The organism is Cellulomonas biazotea, assembly GCF_004306155.1.
Taxonomy (GTDB): Bacteria; Actinomycetota; Actinomycetes; order Actinomycetales; family Cellulomonadaceae; genus Cellulomonas; species Cellulomonas biazotea.
Genome location: NZ_BIMR01000062.1, coordinates 1 through 19,037, shown reverse-complemented (window position 1 = coordinate 19,037; position 19,037 = coordinate 1). Strand labels below are relative to the sequence as shown.

The window sequence follows — 19,037 nt, the reverse complement described above, 5'->3', positions numbered from 1 at the left end:
GGGTGGGGGGGGCCGCCCGTCGGCGTCAGCGGGCGTGGGTCGTCCGCCCGGAGCCTCGGCCGTGCCGGTCGCCTCCGCGGGCCCGACCGTACCGGCCGCCTCCGCGGGTCAGACGACGGTGAGCGTGATCGTCGTGCCCTTGGCGACCTTCTCGCCGGGGGCGACGCTCTGGTCGCGCACCGTCCCGAAGACGCCGCCGAGCACGTTGCTCCGCTTGGGCACCATGCCGAGCTTGGTGAGCTCCTCGGCGGCCTTGTCGTACTGCATGCCCGTGAACTTCGGGATCTCGAACGTCTCCGGACCCTTCGACACCGTGAGGGTGACGGTGTCGCCCCGGAGCAGCTCGGTCTTGTCGGGCGGGTTCTGCGAGATGACGAAGCCGGCGTCGACGGTGTCGCTGAACGCCTCGGCGGTGCCGACCTTGAGGCCGAGACCGGTGAGCGTCGCGGTGGCCGACTCGAGCGACTCGTTGACGACGCTGACGACGTCGACGGGCGCGGGGCCCTTCGAGACGACCAGGCTCACCGCGGTGTCGCGGACGGTCTGCGCGTCGGGCTCCGCTGGGGTGCCGTCCGGGAGCGTGGCGCTGATGACGACCCCGTTGGGGATCGTGTCGTCGTACGCGGCCGGCGGGTAGGTCGCGACGAGACCCGCGGCGACGAGCGCGGCCTCCGCGGTGGCCTGCAGCTCGCCGACGACGCCCTGCGGGACGTTGACGTAGTCGGGGCCTTTCGAGACCGTCAGCTCGACGGTGCCGTCCTTGCGCACCGGCTCGCCCTGCGCGGGCGACGCGCCGACGACCGTGCCGACCGGCGCCGTGGCGTCGAACACGGTGACCGAGCGGACGCCGAGGCCGGCGTCGTCGAGCGCGGTCCGTGCCGCGGCCTCCGGGAGCTGCACGACCTCGGGGACCGTCGTCCACGCGCCCGGGCCGACCTGCAGGTACCACCACGTGCCGCCGCCGCCGAGGGCGAGCAGCAGAGCGAGGACCGCGGCGGCGACGACGCGACGGCGGCGACGCGGGCGCACGGGCTCGGCGGACGCGACGACCGGGACGGGGATCGACAGCGCAGCACCCAGGCCGATGGGCAGTGCGACGGTCGCCCCGGGCGGGGGAGCCGTCGCGAGCCGCGTGGTCTCGGCCGAGGGGTCGTCGTCGCGCTCGGCACCGTCGAGGTCGGTCTCGTCCGGGTCGGTCGCGGTGGGCAGCGTGATCGACGGGGCGACGTCGGCGCGGCGGCCGAGCGTCTCGTCGTCGAGCGCGAGGCGGGTGCGGCGGACGAGCGCGAGCGCCGCGGCCGCGTCGACCGGCCGGTCGTCGGGGGAGCGGGCGGCGAGCGCCTGCACGAGCTCGTCGATCTCCACCGGCAGCCAGCCGACGGTGTCGGACGGCGCGGGGATGTCGTTGTTGACGTGCTGGAACGCCACCTGGATGGGCGTCTCGCCGGTGAACGGCTGGGCGCCCGCGAGCATCTCGTAGAGCAGGATCCCGCACGCGTAGACGTCCGTCCGGGCGTCGCTGGCTCCGCGGACGACCAGCTCGGGCGCGAGGTACGCGACGGTCCCCAGGACGGTGCCTGTGGTCGTGGCCGTCACCTCGGTCACGGCGCGCGCGAGCCCGAAGTCGGCGAGCTTGACCCGCTCGTCCGTCGCCAGCAGCACGTTCTCCGGCTTGATGTCGCGGTGCACGAGCCCCACGCGGTGCGCGGCGGCCAGCGCGTCGAGCACCGACTCGGTGACGCGCAGCGCGTCGCCGACGGTCAGCGCGCCCTGCTCTGCGATCCGGCGGCGCAGGTTGGACCCGTCGACGTACTCCATCGTCAGGTAGCTGGTGTCGCCGTCCAGGCCCTGGTCGTAGACGCCGACGAGGCCGGGGTGCGTCAGCCGCGCGGCCGTCCGGGCCTCGCGTCGGAAGCGTGCGACGAAGTCTGCGCCCGACGCGCCCTCCGCGAGGTGGGAGTGCATCACCTTGAGCGCGACGTCCCGGTCGAGACGACGGTCGACCGCCAGGTAGACGGTGGCCATCCCGCCCCGGGCGATGCGGGACACGACCTCGTACCGCCCGTCGACCAGACGGCCCACGAGCGGATCGGTGACGGTGGCTCCCACGCGCAGGAGTCTACGGTCGGGGGCGCCCGGATCGGCGCAGGCGGGCCGTCAGGCGAACCGCGTCATGTGGGCCTGCACGTTCGCGACGTACCGCTGGGTGTCCGCGAACATCCCGTTGCGCTTCACCGAGGAGGCGCCCTGGTAGTAGCCGGCGATGGCGGTCGGCAGGTCGGGTGCGTTGCGGACGAGCGAGCGCAGGATCGCGACGCCGGCGGTGACGTTGTCGTCCGGGTCCAGGAGGTTCAGCTGGCGGCCGACGAGCTCGGACGCCCACTGCCCGGACGACGGGATGACCTGCATCGTGCCGATGGCGTTGGCGGGGGAGACGACGGCGTGGTTGAAGCCGGACTCCTGGTACGCGACGGCGAGCGCGAGGGCGGGGTCGACCCCGAGGGCCTGCGCGGTCGCCGTGATCTTCGCGCGCATGTCCGCCTTCGACGGCACCGCGCCCGCGCGCAGCGACGCGAGGTTCGCGTTCGCGGCGGCGACGGTCGTCTCGGGGTAGGTGCGGCCCGCGAACGTCGACCCGACCGAGGTCGCGGCGGCGGGCGCGACGCCCGGGATGCTGAGCTTCTGACCGATGCGGATGAACGCGCGGGAGTCGAGCCCGTTGGCCGCGACGATCGCGGCGGTCGTGGTGCCGTAGCGGGTCGCGAGGGCGGACACGGTCTCGCCGCTCGCCACCATGTGGGTCGCGGCCGTCGTCGTGGGTGCTGCGGCCGCGACCGGGGCTGCGGCGGCAGTCGTCCCGCCTGCGCCGGGGACCGTCAGCGTCTGGCCGATGCGGATGAACGCGCGCGAGTCGAGCCCGTTGGCCGCGACGATCGCGGCCGTCGTCGTGCCGTGGCGCGACGCGATGCGGCTCACGGTGTCGCCCGAGCGGACGGTGTAGCTCGCCGCGGCGGGAGCGGGCGCGGCGGTGGCGGCCGGGGCGACACGGACGGCCGGCGTCCCCGTCGGGATCGTGAGGACCTGCCCGATCCGGATGCGCGACGCGTCGGTCAGCGCGTTGGCCTGCGCGACCGCGCCGACGGTCGTGCTGTGCCGGGCGGCGATGTGGCTCACCGTGTCGCCGGAGCGGACCGTGTACTGGTCGTCGGCGTGGGCGCCGGTCCCGGTCGCCGTGACCGCGACGGCCGCGATCGCGAGCGTGGTGCCCGTGCCGGTGGCGGCGCGACGCAGCCCGTCGGCGCGTGAGGTGGCGAGCGGCGTCATGGTGGTCCCCCGGGGTGGGTCTGAAGTGACCCGTGGTGCTGGTGTGAATGAAGTGACAAAACATGAACGTAGCCGAGGGAATGGGTGAACGAAAGCGCGCGGGCGAATTGCGGCCCTGTAATTCGCCGTTGCGTACTCTTGTCGGGTGAACGACTCCACGCCCGCCCCGGACGACCTCGTCGACGAGTGGCTGACCCTCCCCGACGTCGCCGAGCGGACCGGCCTCGACGTGAGCAAGGTGCGCCGCCTGCTGCAGGAGCGCAAGCTCGTCGCCGTGCGACGCGGCGAGCCCCGCGTCCTGTCCGTCCCCGCGCAGTTCCTCGTGCCCGGCCACCTCGCGAACCCTGCCCAGCCGACCACGCCGCGCGACGACGCCGCCTCGACGGTCCTCGCCTCGCTTCACGGGACGCTGACCGTCCTCGCCGACGCCGGGTTCTCCGACGAGGAGGCCGTGACGTGGCTCTTCACGCCCGACGAGTCGCTGCCCGGCACGCCGGTCGACGCGCTCCGCGCGGGGCGCAAGACCGAGGTCCGGCGGCGGGCACAGGCCGAGCTCTGACCTCGGGACTGCCGAGGTCGGGACCGCCGACCTCGGCAGCGTCCGGGCGTCAGTCTCGGACCGACGCCCGGTGTGGCCCTCGTCGTGGCCTGACCTCGGCCGTGGGCTGACCTCAGCCGCGCACCGGCGTCGCGTGCGGGCCGGTGCGTCACCGGCCGCGGTCAGGCGTGCCGGTCGACCGCGGCGTGCGCGAGCTGCGCGATCCGGCTTGCCGCGGGCTCCGCCCAGCCCCGCGCGTCCATGACGGCGAAGGCGCGGGCCGCGAGGTCGTCGATCGTGCGCTCGACGTCCTCCACCGCCCCGGACGAGGCGATCGCCGCGGCGAGCTCCGCGACCGTCGCGTCGGTCATCGTCCGGTCGCCCAGGTGCTCGCGCAGCAGGGCGACGGTGCCCGCGTCACCCGACTCGCGCGCCCGGCGGAGCGCCCGCGCGACGAGCACCGTCCGCTTGCCCTCGCGCAGGTCGTCGCCCGCAGGCTTGCCCGTGGTCGCCGGGTCGCCGAACACGCCCAGCAGGTCGTCGCGGAGCTGGAACGCCTCGCCCAGGGGCAGGCCGAGGGACCGGCACGCGGCCAGCGCGTCGTCGTCCGCGTCGGCGAGCGAGGCCCCCAGGACGACCGGGTGCTCGACGCTGTAGCGCGCCGACTTCGCCCGGATGACGTCGCGCGCCCGTGCCTCGTCCGCGTCGGCGTCGTCCCCCCACGGGAGCGACTGCGCAAGGACGTCGAGGTACTGGCCGACGGTCACCTCCGTCCGCATGAGGTCGAACACGGCGCGTGCCCGTGCCGCCCGCGACGCCGGGGCGGACGCGAGCGCCGCCGCGAACTCCTCCTCGCTCGCCACGAGCGCGAGGTCACCCAGCAGGATCGCCGCCGACGCCCCGAAGCGCCGCTCGTCGCCCGCGAGGCCGCGCTCGCGGTGCAGCCGCTCGAACGTGCGGTGCGCCGACGGCATGCCGCGACGCGTGTCGGAGTCGTCCATCACGTCGTCGTGGAACAGCGCGGCCGCCTGGAAGAGCTCGAGCGCGGCACCGACCCGGACGACGGCCTCGGCCTCCGGGGTGCCGGGCTGCCCCCCGTGGGCGCGCCACGACCACCAGCAGAAGGCCGCCCGCAGGCGCTTCCCCCCGGACAGCATGCGGGCGAGCGCGTCGACGAGAGGTCGGGTGTCCTCGCTCACGGCCAGCAGCGACGCGGTGAGCCGGGCGACGTGCTCGGCGAGGACGGCGTCGACCTGCGGCCGGACGTCCTCGAGGTCGACGAGTGCGGGCTCGGCGGTCATCCCCGCAGCCTAGGTGGTCGGCGGGCGCACCCGGCCGCCGAGCGTCAGCGTGCGGACGCCGTCACGGTCGAGGATGCCGACGACCAGCAGCTCGCTGCCGTCCGCCCGCGAGAACGTGGACTGGGCGGCCAGCCCCGCCTCGGGGGCCGGGGGCGTCGACTCCGCGAACCCGGCCGCGAGCAGCGGGGCGCGGACCGCGTCGAGGAGCGCGGCGGCGTCCTGGACGGTTCGCAGGTTGAGGCTCACCTCGACCAGGTCCGAGCCCTCGACGGGACGCGCCGAGGAGACCAGCACCTCGGCGCCGTCGGGCACCACGACCAACGTCGACGGGAAGCCCTCGGCGAGCTCACCGACGGCGGACGCGGTCGCGTCGTCCGTGGGCAGGAGGGACTCGGTCGGGACCGGCGTGGACGACAGGGTGGACGTCGAGCTGTCCGAGGGGGCGACCGTCGCCGGTGTGCTCGTCGTGCAGCCCGCGAGCAGGGCGGCCACGGCGAGGGCGGTCAGCCCGGTGAGTCCGGTGGGCGCGGCGGACCTGCGGGGGCGTGGCACCGGGCCAGGGTAGTCGTCCCCGCAGGCGGCAGGCGGCAGGCGGCAGACGGCGGACGGCGCACGGCGGACGGCGGGCGGGTGGACGGGGGGCCGTCGGCGTCGGACGCCCCGCGTCGAGGCGTCCACACCCGCGCCCGGCGCGCTCCCGCCCACAGCCGGGCGTCGGCGCGCCCCCGGCCGCCTCGTCGCTGCGGTGTGCTCCCGGCATGGACACCACGACCCTGCGCGTGAGCGAACCGCGCGAGCTCCTCGCCCTCGTCCCGCACCGGCTGGGCTTCCACCCCCGCGAGAGCGTCGTGGCGGTGAGCCTGCGACCACCGCGCGGACGCGTCGGCGTCGTCGCGCGCGTCGACCTCGACCGGCTCGCCGACCCGGACGCCGGCGGCGCGCGGGCCCGTGCGCTCGTCACGCTGCTCGGCGAGGACGGCGCCCGGCGTGCCCTGCTCGTCGTCTACACGCGCGACGACCCCCGCGGCCCGGCGGGGACCGCCGTCCGTCGTGCCGTCGCGCACGTCCGGGAGGCCGCCGCGCTGTCGCTCGGCGACGTCGCCGCGTGGGCCGTCACCAGCACCGGCTACCTCTCGCTCGACTGCTCCGACGCCTGCTGCCCTCCGGGCGGCCGGCCGCTGCGGGACCTGGAGACGACCCAGACCGGCGCACGCCTGGTCCTCGCCGGGTCGGCCGTCCTCGACTCGCGCGACGACCTGGCCCGGATCCCGCCCGCCGACGCCGGACGCCGCCGCGGCGTCGCCCGCGCCCGCCGCCGGTGGGAGGAGCGACGCGAGGCCGCGCTCGCCGAGGGGGACGACGCCCTGCGGGCGTGGCGGCTCGACAGCCTCGCGGCCTGGCGTTCCGCGGTGGTCCTCACGCCCCCGATCGGTGTCGACCGCTCGACCGAGGAGCGGGTCCGCGACCTCGGGACCGTGGCGCCCGACGAGCCGGCCCCCGACGGCTCGGCCGACGCCTGGTCGACACCCGGCCCGGGCCGGGCGGGCACCGGGCGCGGCCCGTCGCAGCGCGCTCCATGGGGCCGGCTCGAGGCCGGGCTCGCCGACCGCCGGGTCCGCGACGCGGTGCTCGTCTCGCTCGTGCCCGGGACGGGCGACCTGCCCGAGCGCAGCGTCGCGACGCAGACCCCGGACGCCGTCGTGGACGCGGCGATCGGGCGCGCGGTGGCGTCGATCGTCGACCCGGCACGTGCGGTCCCGCCGCCGGCCGACGCGGCGCGGCACGAGCACGCCCTCGAGCAGGTCGTGGCCCTCGGCAGGACCGGCCACCAGGCCCCTGCGCTCACCCTGCTCGCGATGCTCGCCTGGTGGCGGGGCGACGGCGCCCGCGCGTCGGTGCTGCTCGACCGCGCGCTCGCGGACGACCCTGCGCACCGCCTCGCCCGGCTGCTCCTCGAGGTGCTGACCGCGGCGATCGCCCCCGGCTGGGTCCGTCGCGCCGGGTAGGCGCGACGGCGGTCCCCGACGCCTGACCTCGAACGTGGGGCGGACCTCGGGTAGCGTCACGGCCACGGCGTCCAGCGCCGATGACGAGGGAGGACCGATGAGCGGCATCGTGGTCGGCTACCTGGCCACCCCCGAGGGGCGAGCGGCGCTCGACGCGGCGCTCGAGGAGGCGCGCCGGCACGAGACGACGGTCGTCGTCGTCGCGAGCGCGCGTCCCGACGAGGGGGAGCAGCGGGCGGCCCTCGAGGAGGCGCTCGCGCAGGTCGCGTCCGAGCTCGCGGCCGAGGGGGTCTCCCACGAGGTGCGGCTGCTCGACGGCGGCGACGTCGCCGACGACCTCATCGCGACGGCGGAGGACGTGGCGGCCGAGCTCGTCGTCATCGGTCTGCGACGACGCAGCCCTGTGGGCAAGCTCATCCTCGGTGCGAACGCCCAGCGCGTGCTGTTCGACGCGCCCTGCCCTGTGCTGACGGTCAAGCCCGCGTCCTGACGGTCGCGCCGACGACCTGACGGTCGAGCGGACGACCTGACGGTCGAACCCGTGACGTTCATGAAGGCCACGCCGACGACCTGACGGTCGAGACCGTGACGACGCCCTCCGGACGTCGGCCCGGCGGCCGTGGCCCCACGCGACGGAGCGCCCGCCGCAGTCGTCCTCGACCACCCTCGAGCGTGCGCCTGGGCGCGCCGGTGAGGGAATGGTCCTGGACGCTCGTTCGTTGAACACACGAAAGCCCATGAAGGACGCCCCACGAGGGCGCCACACCCGTGCCGGGCACCGCCGTGGGCGGCGCGCGCCGGTACAATATGGGTCTACCTCCCGGCTCCCGCTCCGGGTGTCGCGCTGCCGAAAGGTCGTTCGTGTCGTCCCAGACCCCGCATCCCGCACTCCCGCGTGAGTTCGAGCACCCCGCTCTGCAGGACCTCGTCCTGCGTGGGCGGACACATGGCACCGTCGGAGCCGAGGAGCTGCGTACGGCCTGCGAGCAGGCGGACGTCCAGGACGCGAAGCGCCTGAAGGCCGTCATGCGCGGCCTCGCGACCGCGGGCATCGGCGTCCGCGAGCCCGCTGCCCCCGCCCGTGCGGTGGCCGCGACGAGCGCCAAGGCGCGCACGTCCGCGAAGGCGGTCGTGGCCGGCGACGACGCGCAGGACGCCGCGACGACGACGACCGCCCCGAAGAAGGCCGCGGCGCCCAAGGCGGCGGCGAAGCCCGCGGCGAAGACGGCCGCGGCCAAGCCCGCGACGAAGGCGCCCGCGAAGGCGAAGGCGGCCGCGAAGCCCGAGACCGAGTCGGACGAGGCTCCGGAGGACGGCGAGGAGCTCGAGGACGTCGACATCGACGCCGAGGCGCTCACGGACGACGCCGAGGTCGACGTCGCCGCGGACACCACGGAGGACGTCGCCGAGGGCGACGACGAGGAAGGCACCCCCGCCGCCCCGGCCGCGAAGGCCGAGGAGGAGTCCGAGGACAGCGCCGGCTTCGTGTACTCCGACGCCGACGACGACGACGCTCCCGTGCAGCAGGTCGTCACGGCGGGCGCGACGGCGGACCCGGTCAAGGACTACCTCAAGCAGATCGGCAAGGTCGCGCTCCTCAACGCGGAGCAGGAGGTCGAGCTCGCCAAGCGCATCGAGGCCGGCCTGTTCGCCGAGGAGCGGCTCAACGCGGGCATCACGATGGAGCCCAAGCTGCGTCGCGAGCTCGAGTGGATCGCCGGCGACGGGCGTCGCGCGAAGAACCACCTGCTCGAGGCCAACCTGCGTCTGGTCGTCTCGCTCGCCAAGCGCTACACGGGCCGCGGGATGCTCTTCCTCGACCTGATCCAGGAGGGCAACCTCGGCCTGATCCGTGCGGTCGAGAAGTTCGACTACACCAAGGGCTACAAGTTCTCGACGTACGCGACGTGGTGGATCCGCCAGGCGATCACGCGCGCCATGGCCGACCAGGCGCGGACCATCCGCATCCCGGTGCACATGGTCGAGGTCATCAACAAGCTCGCGCGCGTCCAGCGCCAGATGCTCCAGGACCTGGGCCGCGAGCCCACGCCGGAGGAGCTGGCCAAGGAGCTGGACATGACGCCCGAGAAGGTCGTCGAGGTCCAGAAGTACGGCCGTGAGCCCATCTCGCTGCACACGCCCCTCGGCGAGGACGGCGACAGCGAGTTCGGCGACCTCATCGAGGACTCCGAGGCGGTCGTGCCGGCCGACGCCGTGAGCTTCACGCTGCTGCAGGAGCAGCTGCACCAGGTGCTGGACACCCTGTCCGAGCGTGAGGCGGGTGTCGTCTCGATGCGCTTCGGCCTGACGGACGGCCAGCCGAAGACGCTCGACGAGATCGGCAAGGTCTACGGCGTGACGCGTGAGCGCATCCGCCAGATCGAGTCGAAGACCATGTCGAAGCTGCGGCACCCGTCGCGGTCCCAGGTCCTGCGGGACTACCTGGACTGAGTCGGTCCTCCCGACGAGAAGGCCCCGCCCTGCCGATGGCAGGTGCGGGGCCTTCGCCGTCCGGCGGGTGGTCGGCGCCGGTGTCGTCGCGCGTGCGCGACGCGACGCGCCCTGACATGCGACGAGGCCCGGACCAGTGGCGGTCCGGGCCTCGTGGCCTAGGGGGTGCGCGACGTCAGCGCGCGGCGCCCGTCCCGGCGCCGTGCTCGGCGAGCAGGCGGTCGGTCTCGTCCTGGACGTGCGTGGCGACGTCGGAGAACTTCGGGGCGTGCTCCCGCGCGTGGTGCGCGCAGAACAGCAGCTCGCCCACGGGAAGCACCACGCGGACGTAGGCCTGCGCACCGCATCGGTCGCAACGGTCGGCTGCGGTCAACGGCTCGGTCATGGTCCCTGTCACGCCTCCATACAACCATCCCGTGCCCCGTTCCATCCCCCCCAGGGCGGGTGGTTCGCTCCCGGCGTACCGAACTGTGATCCGGCGCACACCCGGACGCGGGCGTGCGCGCCCGCGGCGGTGCCGGACCCGTCGGCGCGCACGGCGCTGCGGCATGGCACCCGGGTGCTGTCAGGTGTCCCGGCTACCATCGCCCCCGTGACGACGACTTCCCCGCAGTCCGGCTACACCGCTCGGCACCTGTCGGTGCTGGAGGGTCTGGAGGCCGTCCGCAAGCGTCCCGGCATGTACATCGGCACGACCGACAGCCGCGGGCTCATGCACTGCCTGTGGGAGATCATCGACAACTCCGTCGACGAGGCCCTCGCGGGGCACGGCGACCGGATCGACATCGTCCTGCACGCCGACACGTCGGTCGAGGTCCGGGACAACGGTCGCGGCGTCCCGGTCGACGTCGAGCCGAAGACCGGCCTCACGGGCGTCGAGGTCGTCTTCACCAAGCTGCACGCCGGCGGCAAGTTCGGCGGCGGCTCCTACGGTGCCTCGGGCGGCCTGCACGGCGTCGGCGCCTCGGTCGTCAACGCGCTGTCGTCGCGGCTCGACGTCGAGGTGGACCGCGACGGGCGCACGCACCGCATGACGTTCCACCGCGGCGAGCCGGGCGTCTTCGACGACGCCGCGGGCACGAGCCCGGAGTCGCCGTTCGAGCCGTTCGTGTCGGGCTCCGAGCTCGCGGTCGTGGGCAAGGTCGCGCGGGCGCGCACCGGCACCCGCGTGCGGTACTGGGCGGACCGGCAGATCTTCCCGAAGACGGCGGTGTTCTCCTATGACGAGCTGGTCACGCGGGCGCGCCAGACGAGCTTCCTCGTCCCGGGCCTCACGCTCACCGTCCGCGACGAGCGGGGGATCCCCGGCACCCCGGGCGCCGACGGCCCCCATGAGGAGACGTTCTTCCACAGCGGCGGCGTCGTCGACTTCGTCGACCACCTGTCGCCGGACCCGGCCGTCACCGACACGTGGCACCTCACGGGCGAGGGCACCTTCACGGAGACGGTGCCGGTCCTCGACGACCGGGGACACATGTCCCCGCAGGAGGTCAGCCGGACCTGCGAGGTCGACATCGCGCTGCGGTGGGGCACCGGGTACGAGACCGAGGTCCGCTCGTTCGTCAACATCATCGCGACGCCCAAGGGCGGCACGCACCTGGCGGGCTTCGAGACGGGGCTGCTGCGCACGCTGCGCAAGGCCGTCGAGGCCAACGCCCGTCGCCTGAAGATCAGCGCGAAGGACGCGGCCACGGAGCGCATCGAGAAGGAGGACGTGCTCGCCGGGATGACGGCGGTCGTCACGGTGCGCCTCGCGGAGCCGCAGTTCGAGGGCCAGACCAAGGAGGTCCTCGGCACGGGACCCGTGCGGGCGATCGTGGCCAAGGTCCTGGACACCGAGCTCGGCGGGATCCTCGTCTCGACGAAGCGCGAGCACAAGGCGCAGTCGGCCCTCCTGCTCGACAAGGTCGTGGGGGAGATGCGTGCGCGCCTGTCGGCCCGCAAGCAGAAGGAGATCTCGCGACGCAAGAACGCGCTCGAGTCGTCGTCGCTGCCGGCGAAGCTCGCGGACTGCCGCATCGACGACGTGGAGCGCAGCGAGCTGTTCATCGTCGAGGGCGACAGCGCGCTCGGCACGGCCAAGCTCGCGCGCAGCTCGGACTTCCAGGCGCTGCTGCCGATCCGCGGCAAGATCCTCAACGTCCAGAAGGCGTCCGTCACGGACATGCTGAAGAACGCCGAGTGCGCGTCGATCATCCAGGTCATCGGCGCGGGCTCGGGGCGGACGTTCGAGCTCGAGGCGGCCCGCTACGGGAAGATCGTCATGATGACGGACGCCGACGTCGACGGCGCGCACATCCGGACCCTGCTGCTCACGCTGTTCTTCCGGTACATGCGTCCGCTCGTCGAGGCGGGCCGCGTGTACGCGGCGGTGCCGCCCCTGCACCGCATCGAGCTGGTCGGCAGCGGCGGCCGCAAGGTGGACCCGGCCGACCGGTACATCTACACGTACTCCGAGGCCGAGCTCGCGGCGACGCTCAAGCGGCTCGACCGCTCCGGCAAGAAGTACAAGGACGACATCCAGCGGTACAAGGGCCTCGGCGAGATGGACGCCGACCAGCTCGCGGAGACGACCATGGACCCGCGGCACCGGACGCTGCGGCGTGTGACGATGGACGCCGCCGCCCGGGCGGAGCAGGTCTTCGAGCTGCTCATGGGCTCGGACGTCGCACCCCGCAAGGACTTCATCGTCGCGGGCGCGCAGGCGCTCGACCGCTCCCGCATCGACGCCTGACGCCGCGGGCTCGCCCGCAATCCGCTTGCCGGGCCGCCGCAGTCGCGGCGAGGCTGGTCGGATGAGCATCGACCTGCCGACGACCTCGCTCCCGCCCATCGCCGAGCGGGCCGCCGCACCCGCGGTGTGTCCGCTGCCCGACCCGGCCCTCGGGCTGACGTGGCGACCGATGACGACGGACGACGTCCCCGCGCTGACGGCGCTGCTGACCCGCATCGAGACGGCCGACGCGGTGCCCTACCGCACGTCCGAGCCGGAGGTCGGCGAGAAGTTCGACGGCGACTGGAAGGACGTCGAGCGCAACACGCTCCTCGGCCTCGACGCCGACGGCGTGCCGCGCGCGTGGGCCGAGGTCGACCAGCCCCCGGGCGACACCCGGGTGGTGCGGGCGTTCGCGGACGGCGGCGTCGACCCCGAGTGGCGCCGGCGCGGCGTGGGCGCCGCGGTCGTCGCCTGGTCGCACGCCCGCGCGCGACAGGTGCTCGCCGCGTCCGGCAAGGACCTGCCGGCGCGCATCGCCAGCTACGTCCCCGATCAGGTGGTCGACGCGGCGCGTCTGCTCACGCGTGCCGGGATGACACCCGTGCGCTACTACGCGGAGATGCGCCGCCCGCTCGACGCCCCGCTCCCCGAGGTGGCCGTGCCGGCGGGTGTGCGCGTCGTCCCGTGGGCGCCGGAGCACGACGAGGGCGCCCGGCTCGCGCACAACGCGGCGTTCTCCGACCACTGGGGCAGCGAGCCCCGCACGCCGGAGCAGTGGGCGCACGGCCGGAGCATGTTCGCGCCGACGTGGAGCCTGGTCGCGCTCGACGAGGCCGACCAGGTCGTCGGCTACCAGCTGTCGGGACGGTACGAGGCCGACTGGGAGGTCAACGGCTACACCGCCGGGTACACCGAGCTGCTGGGCGTGGTGCGCGAGTGGCGTGGCCGCGGGCTCGCGTCGGCGCTGCTCGCCGCCACGATGGCGGCGTACCGGGCCGACGGCATGCAGTTCGCGGAGCTGGGGGTCGACACGGCGAACCGGACGGGCGCGCACCGGCTGTACACGGCGCTCGGGTACGAGGTCTTCGACAGCTCGACGATGTTCACCGTCGAGCTCTGACCGAGCCGACCGGGGGAGCGGCGGGGGAACGTGCTCGCACGGCCCTCGCCGCCGGTTAGCATCGGCGTCGGCCGGACGACGAGGTCCGGCCGCGTGCCGTCCCGGACGTGAGCGTCCGGTCCCAGGAGGTGGCCGTGCTCCGGTCGTCGTCGACCGCCGCCCGTGCGTGGTCGCTCGTGTTCGTCGTGGTGTCGCTCGTGCTGCTCGGTGCGCTCGTGGCGGGCGCCGACGAGGTCGCGGACGTCGCGCAGTGGTGCGCGATGCCGGTGCTCGCCGCCGCGCTCGTGACCGCCACGCGGTGGCCGCGGGGCCGGCTCGCGACGTGGGCGCTCGTCGCCCTCGGGTGCTCGTGGCTCGGAGACACGCTGCCCGCGACGACCGACGGTGACGCGGCGTTCCTGCTCATGGTCGGCGGCTTCCTGCTGGCGCAGGTCGCGTACGTCGTGGCGTTCGCGCCCGACGCGCGGCGGTCCGTCGCGCTGCGCCGCCCCGTGCTGCTCGTGCCCTACGCGGTCGTCCTCGTCGCGCTCGTCGGGCTGTGCGCGCCGCACGCGGGGGCGCTGCTCGTGCCCGTCGCGGTGTACGGCGGGGTGCTCGTCGCGATGGCGGTCCTCGCGACCGGCGTGAGCCGTCTCGCGGGGGCCGCGGCCGCGGTGTTCGTCGTGTCCGACGCTCTCATCGCGCTCGAGGCGTTCGTCCCGTGGTGGCACCTGCCCGGGCAGGACGTGGCGGTCATGCTCACCTACCTCGTCGCGCAGGCGCTCCTCGTGGTCGCCGTCGTGCAGCGCAACCGGGGCGAGCGTCAGGCGCCACCGCTTCCCGTGGTGCGCCGCACGCCCGCCCCGAAGCCCGACAACGTGGTCGCGCTCGTCGTCTGACGCCGGTCGAGCGACCGGACCGGCCGGACCCGACCGCGGGCCCCGCCGGTCAGCCGATGGTGTGCACCGGCGCCGGCAGCGGGGTGCCCGAGCCGTCGCGACGGTGGTCCGGCTCGGGCAGGTCGAGCGGCTGACCGCCCGATCCCGCCGCCCACGCCGGCCCCACGCCGACCCACGCGGCGAGCAGGACGTCCTCGCCCTTGAGGAACCGGTGGGACCGCACCCCGCCGGTGGCCCGCCCCTTGCTCGGGTAGGCGTCGAACGGGGTGACCTTCGCGGCACCCGCCTGCGTGCCGGGCAGTGCGCCCGACGACCCGGAGACGGTGACCACGACGGCCTGCGACGACTCCTCGGGTCGCACCGCGCCGAACGAGACGACCCGCTGGCCGCCCGCGAGCTTGATGCCGGCCATGCCGCCGGCCGACCGGCCCTGCGGACGGACCGCGGACGCCGCGAAGTGCAGCAGCGACGAGTCGGAGCTGACGAGCACGAGCTCGTCCTGGTCGCCGACGGCGACCGCGCCGACCACCTCGTCGTCGTCGCGCAGCGCGATGACGGTCCACTCGTCGCGGTTGTTCGGCACGTCGCCCGCGGCGACGCGCTTGACCGTGCCCTGCGCGGTCGCGAGCGCGAGCGTCGGGGCGTCGGCCGCGAGCGACGCGAGGCCCACGACGCGCTCGCCGGGCTGCAGCGCGACGACCTCGCTCAGCGGGACCCCGCCGGACAGGGTCGGCGGTCCGTCGGTCGGGGGCAAGGCGGGCAGGTCGAGCACGGAGACCCGCACGAGCCGGCCCCGGGAGGTCACGGCGCCGATGTCGGCGCGCGCGGTCGTCGGCACGGCCGACGCGAGGACGTCGTGCTTCGCTCGGCGTGCGTCGGGCGAGCGGTGCGGGGCGTCCCCTCCGGCGGTGCGGGCCAGCAGGGAGGTGCCGGACAGCAGCGCCCAGCACGGCGAGTCCTCGATCTCGAGGGGCGTCGCCGACGAGCGGGCCGCGGCCGGGGCGCCCGCGACGGACGTGCCGCCGGCGGACTCGAGCAGGATCGTGCGTCGCGGCGTGCCGTACGTCGCGGCGACCTCCGCCATCTCGTCGGAGACCAGGACGCGCAGGCGGTGGTCGTCGCCGAGGATGGCCTGCAGCTCGGCGATCTCCGCGAGCAGCTGCTCCTTCTCGCGCTCGAGCTCGAGGCGGGAGAACTTCGTCAGGCGGCGCAGGCGCAGCTCGAGGATGTACTCGGCCTGCAGCTCCGACAGGTCGAAGACGGTCTGCAGCCGGGCGCGGGCGCTCTCCGCGTCGTCCGAGGAGCGGATGACCTGGATGACCTCGTCGATGTCGAGGATCGCGACGAGCAGGCCCTCGACGAGGTGCAGCCGCTCCTGCCGCTTCGTCAGGCGGTGCTCGGAGCGCCGTCGCACGACGGTGATGCGGTGCTCGACCCACACCTGCAGCAGCTCGCGCAGGCCGAGCGTGCGGGGCTGGCCGTCGACGAGCGCGACGTTGTTGATCGAGAAGGAGTCCTCGAGCGGCGTGAACCGGTAGAGCTGCTCGAGCACGGCCTCGGGGTGGAAGCCCGTCTTGACCTCGATGACGAGGCGCAGGCCGTGCTGCCGGTCCGTGAGGTCGACCGCGTCGGAGATGCCGGAGAGCTTCTTGCTCTGCACGCCCTCCTTGATCTTCTCGATGACCTTCTCCGGGCCGACCATGTACGGCAGCTCGGTGATGACGATGCCCTTGCGCCGCGGCGTGACGTTCTCGACGACCGCGGTGGCGCGCGTGCGGAACGCGCCGCGGCCCGTGCGGTACGCGTCGCGCACGCCGTCGAGGCCGATGATCTTGCCGCCCGTGGGCAGGTCCGGGCCGGGCACGAACCGCAGCAGCTCCTCGAGCGTCGCGTCGGGGTGCATGACCAGGTGCCGGGCGGCCGCGACGACCTCGACGAGGTTGTGCGGCGCCATGTTCGTCGCCATGCCGACCGCGATGCCCGCCGCGCCGTTGACCAGCAGGTTCGGGATGGCGGACGGCAGGACCTCCGGCTGGGTGAGCTTGTTGTCGTAGTTCGGCACGAAGTTGACGACGTCCTCGTCGAGACCCGTCGTCATCGCGGTCGCCGACGGCGCCAGGCGCGCCTCGGTGTAGCGGGGGGCGGCCGGGCCGTCGTCGAGCGAGCCGAAGTTGCCGTGACCGTCGACGAGCGGCAGACGCAGCGCGAAGGACTGCGCGAGGCGCACCATCGCGTCGTAGATCGGGGCGTCGCCGTGCGGGTGCAGCTTGCCCATGACCTCGCCGACGACGCGCGCCGACTTCACGTACGGCCGCTCGGGACGCAGCCCCATGTCGGCCATCTGGAACAGGATGCGGCGCTGCACGGGCTTGAGACCGTCGCGCGCGTCGGGAAGGGCCCGCGAGTAGATGACCGAGTACGCGTACTCGAGGAACGAGCCCTCCATCTCGGAGGCGACGTCGATGTCGACGACGCGCTCGACGAGGTCCTCGGGGGGCAGGTTCGGGGTCGCGGGGCGACGCGCCATGCGTGGTGCTCCTCGGTCCGGGCGGATGTGCGTCGACCATTGTCGCGCGTCCGAGGGGTCGCTCGGCCCCACGGCACGCGGGTGCGCACCACCGGGCCGGTCGTCCGGTTAGCCTGGCCCGCATGGCAGACGTCGACGTGGACGCGGCGCCACCCCCGCAGGCCGACGGCTACCCGGCGGCGTGGGAGGCGGACGTCGTGCTCTCCGACGGGACCACCACGCACGTGCGGCCCATCCGCGCCGCCGACGCGGACGCGCTGCAGGCGTTCCACGTCGCGCAGTCCGAGCGGTCCACCTACCTGCGGTTCTTCGCGCACATGGAGCGGCTGCCCGAGCGCGAGCTGCAGCGGCTCGTGACGGTCGACCACGTCGACCGGGTCGCGCTGGTCGCGGTGCACGTCGACGCCGAGGGCGTCGAGCACATCATCGGCGTCGCCCGTTACGACCGCCTCGTCGGCGAGGCGCCCGAGGAGGCGGAGGTCGCGTTCAACGTGTCCGACGCGCACCAGGGACGGGGGATCGGGTCGGTCCTGCTCGAGCACCTCGCGGCGGCGGCGCGCGAGCGCGGGGTGCGCCGGTTCGTCGCCGACGTGCTGCCGCAGAACGGCCGCATGATCGCCGTGTTCCGCGAGGCGGGGTACGCGGTGACGCAGCAGACCGAGGACGGGGTGGTGAGCGTCGGCTTCGACATCGACCCGACCGACCGGTCGCTCGCCGTCATGGCGGACCGCGAGCACCGCGCGGAGGCCCGCTCGGTGCGCGACCTGCTCGCGGCGCGCACCGTGCTCGTCGTCGGGCCTGGCGTCGCCGACACCCTCGACGGGCGCCAGGCCGCGCAGGCGGCCGCGAACCTCGTCGCGGGCGGTGGGGTGCGCGTGCACACCGTCGACGTCGTGCCCGCCGTGGCCGGCACCGAGGCGTACGCCTCCGTGACCGACATCCCCGGTCCCGTCCCCCTGGCCGTGGTCGCGGTGCCCGCCGACCGTGCCGCCGGCGTCGTGCGGGCGCTCGGGCCCCTCGGTGCGCGCGGCGTCGTGCTGCTCTCCAGCGGGTTCGCCGAGACCGGGCCCGACGGGCTGGCACGCCAGCGGACGCTGCTGCGGGTCGCCCACTCCGCAGGGATCCGCGTCGTCGGACCCGCGTCGTTCGGCGTCCTCGCGGTCGGCCCGGACGGCCTGCTCAACGCGTCGCTCGACGCCGACCCGCCGCCGCCCGGCCGGATCGGGCTGTTCTGCCAGTCCGCGCCGCTCGCCGTCGCGCTGCTGCGGGCCGTGCAGCGCCGTGGCCTCGGCCTCGCCGAGTTCGTCTCCGCGGGGCACCGCGCGGACGTCTCCGGCAACGACCTCATGCAGTTCTGGAGCGACGACGACGGCACGGACGTCGTCGGGCTGTACCTGGAGTCGATCGGCAACCCGCGCAAGTTCTCCCGCGTCGCCCGACGCCTCGCGTCGGTCAAGCCCGTCGTCGTGGTGACCGCTGGGCGCTCGGGCCAGGTCGTCCCGCCGGGGCACGCGGTCCGGCCGACCCTCGCGCCGCCCCGGACGCTCGCCGAGGTCATGCGGCAGGCGGGCGTCATCCGGGTCGAGAACACCCACCAGATGCTCGACGTCGCGCAGGTGCTCGCGCACCAGCCGCTCCCGCAGGGGCGGCGCGTGGCGATCCTCGCGTCGTCGGCGTCCGTCGCGGCCCTCGTCGCCGAGGCCGCCTCGGCGAGCGGGCTCGTGCTGTCCGGCCACGTCGCGCTCCTGCCCGAGGACGCCCCCGACGACGACGTGCGCGCCGCGGTCGACGCCGTCTACGACGACCCCGGCACCGACGTCGTCGTCGTGGTCCGCATCCCCACGCTCGGCACGGTCGGCCGGACGCTGCCCCTCGAGGTCGCGCGCGCCGCAGCCCGCACCGGGCGGACGACGGTCGCGTCGGTCCTCGGCCTGCACGGGGTCACCCCGGAGCTCAGCGCACCCGACGACGACGGCCGGGTCTGGACCGTGCCCGCGTACAGCACCCCCGAGGACGCGACCCTCGCGCTCGGGCACGCCGTCCGGTACGCCCGGTGGCGCGCGGCGGACCGCGGCCGGCCCCTGCACCCCGACGGCGCCGACACCCGCGCCGCGCGCCGGCTCGTCACGTCGTGGCTCGCGGGCGACGCGCGCGCGGACGGGCTCGACCTCGACCC

14 protein-coding genes are annotated in these 19,037 nt (G+C 74.8%); 8 read left to right on the top strand and 6 right to left on the bottom strand.

Translation table 11 applies throughout. The features are described 5' to 3' along the window. Positions 1 to 108: 108 nt before the first annotated feature. Both pknB and CBZ_RS05530 read right to left on the bottom strand, forming a co-directional pair. Positions 109 to 2,109 carry a Stk1 family PASTA domain-containing Ser/Thr kinase gene (pknB, locus tag CBZ_RS05535; protein WP_130780589.1) on the bottom strand — a complete coding sequence of 667 codons (2,001 nt, stop codon included), beginning with the start codon at positions 2,107 to 2,109 and terminating at the stop codon, positions 109 to 111. A 48-nt stretch (positions 2,110 to 2,157) separates the two neighbouring features. After that, positions 2,158 to 3,324, bottom strand: a complete 1,167-nt coding sequence (locus CBZ_RS05530; RefSeq protein WP_130780588.1) for a LysM peptidoglycan-binding domain-containing protein — start codon at positions 3,322 to 3,324, stop codon at positions 2,158 to 2,160. A 145-nt stretch (positions 3,325 to 3,469) separates the two neighbouring features. Here CBZ_RS05530 and CBZ_RS05525 point away from each other — a divergent pair, with 145 nt between their 5' ends. Next, positions 3,470 to 3,883 (top strand): Rv2175c family DNA-binding protein, encoded by a 414-nt coding sequence (locus CBZ_RS05525; RefSeq protein ID WP_130780587.1) that lies wholly within the window; start codon positions 3,470 to 3,472, stop codon positions 3,881 to 3,883. A gap of 161 nt (positions 3,884 to 4,044) precedes the next feature. On the opposite strand, the gene CBZ_RS05520 is transcribed toward CBZ_RS05525, so the two are convergent. Next, complete coding sequence (locus CBZ_RS05520) at positions 4,045 to 5,163, bottom strand: polyprenyl synthetase family protein (protein WP_130780586.1); 1,119 nt, start codon at positions 5,161 to 5,163, stop codon at positions 4,045 to 4,047. 9 nt (positions 5,164 to 5,172) lie between these two features. Then, complete coding sequence (locus tag CBZ_RS05515; RefSeq protein WP_246013084.1) at positions 5,173 to 5,715, bottom strand: hypothetical protein; 543 nt, start codon at positions 5,713 to 5,715, stop codon at positions 5,173 to 5,175. Positions 5,716 to 5,921: 206 nt separating this feature from the next. On the opposite strand from CBZ_RS05515, the gene CBZ_RS05510 reads away from it, so the two are divergent. The 3 genes from CBZ_RS05510 (at position 5,922) to CBZ_RS05500 (ending at position 9,620) form a co-directional block, all read left to right on the top strand. Next, a complete protein-coding gene (locus CBZ_RS05510; RefSeq protein WP_130780585.1) occupies positions 5,922 to 7,169 on the top strand; it encodes a DUF4192 domain-containing protein in 1,248 nt (415 codons plus the stop codon). Positions 7,170 to 7,266: 97 nt separating this feature from the next. After that, positions 7,267 to 7,659 carry a universal stress protein gene (locus CBZ_RS05505; protein ID WP_130780584.1) on the top strand — a complete coding sequence of 131 codons (393 nt, stop codon included), beginning with the start codon at positions 7,267 to 7,269 and terminating at the stop codon, positions 7,657 to 7,659. A gap of 371 nt (positions 7,660 to 8,030) precedes the next feature. Further along, the gene (locus CBZ_RS05500) at positions 8,031 to 9,620 is read left to right on the top strand and encodes an RNA polymerase sigma factor (protein ID WP_246013082.1); all 1,590 of its coding nucleotides are present in this window, start codon (positions 8,031 to 8,033) and stop codon (positions 9,618 to 9,620) included. A 175-nt stretch (positions 9,621 to 9,795) separates the two neighbouring features. On the opposite strand, the gene CBZ_RS05495 is transcribed toward CBZ_RS05500, so the two are convergent. After that, on the bottom strand, positions 9,796 to 10,050 hold the full coding sequence (locus CBZ_RS05495) for a DUF7455 domain-containing protein (RefSeq protein WP_130780582.1): 255 nt from the start codon (positions 10,048 to 10,050) through the stop codon (positions 9,796 to 9,798). Between the two features lie 162 nt (positions 10,051 to 10,212). On the opposite strand from CBZ_RS05495, the gene CBZ_RS05490 reads away from it, so the two are divergent. From CBZ_RS05490 to CBZ_RS05480, 3 genes are all read left to right on the top strand, one after another. Beyond that, on the top strand, positions 10,213 to 12,354 hold the full coding sequence (locus CBZ_RS05490; protein ID WP_130780581.1) for a DNA gyrase/topoisomerase IV subunit B: 2,142 nt from the start codon (positions 10,213 to 10,215) through the stop codon (positions 12,352 to 12,354). Positions 12,355 to 12,415: 61 nt separating this feature from the next. Continuing rightward, complete coding sequence (locus CBZ_RS05485) at positions 12,416 to 13,456, top strand: GNAT family N-acetyltransferase (protein WP_165446666.1); 1,041 nt, start codon at positions 12,416 to 12,418, stop codon at positions 13,454 to 13,456. Positions 13,457 to 13,563: 107 nt separating this feature from the next. Further along, complete coding sequence (locus CBZ_RS05480) at positions 13,564 to 14,334, top strand: lysoplasmalogenase family protein (protein WP_246013080.1); 771 nt, start codon at positions 13,564 to 13,566, stop codon at positions 14,332 to 14,334. A 49-nt stretch (positions 14,335 to 14,383) separates the two neighbouring features. On the opposite strand, the gene CBZ_RS05475 is transcribed toward CBZ_RS05480, so the two are convergent. Next, positions 14,384 to 16,861, bottom strand: a complete 2,478-nt coding sequence (locus CBZ_RS05475; protein WP_130780580.1) for a DNA gyrase/topoisomerase IV subunit A — start codon at positions 16,859 to 16,861, stop codon at positions 14,384 to 14,386. A gap of 122 nt (positions 16,862 to 16,983) precedes the next feature. Here CBZ_RS05475 and CBZ_RS05470 point away from each other — a divergent pair. Continuing rightward, the coding region (locus tag CBZ_RS05470) for a GNAT family N-acetyltransferase (protein WP_130780579.1) at positions 16,984 to 19,037 on the top strand (2,054 nt) is incomplete at its 3' end.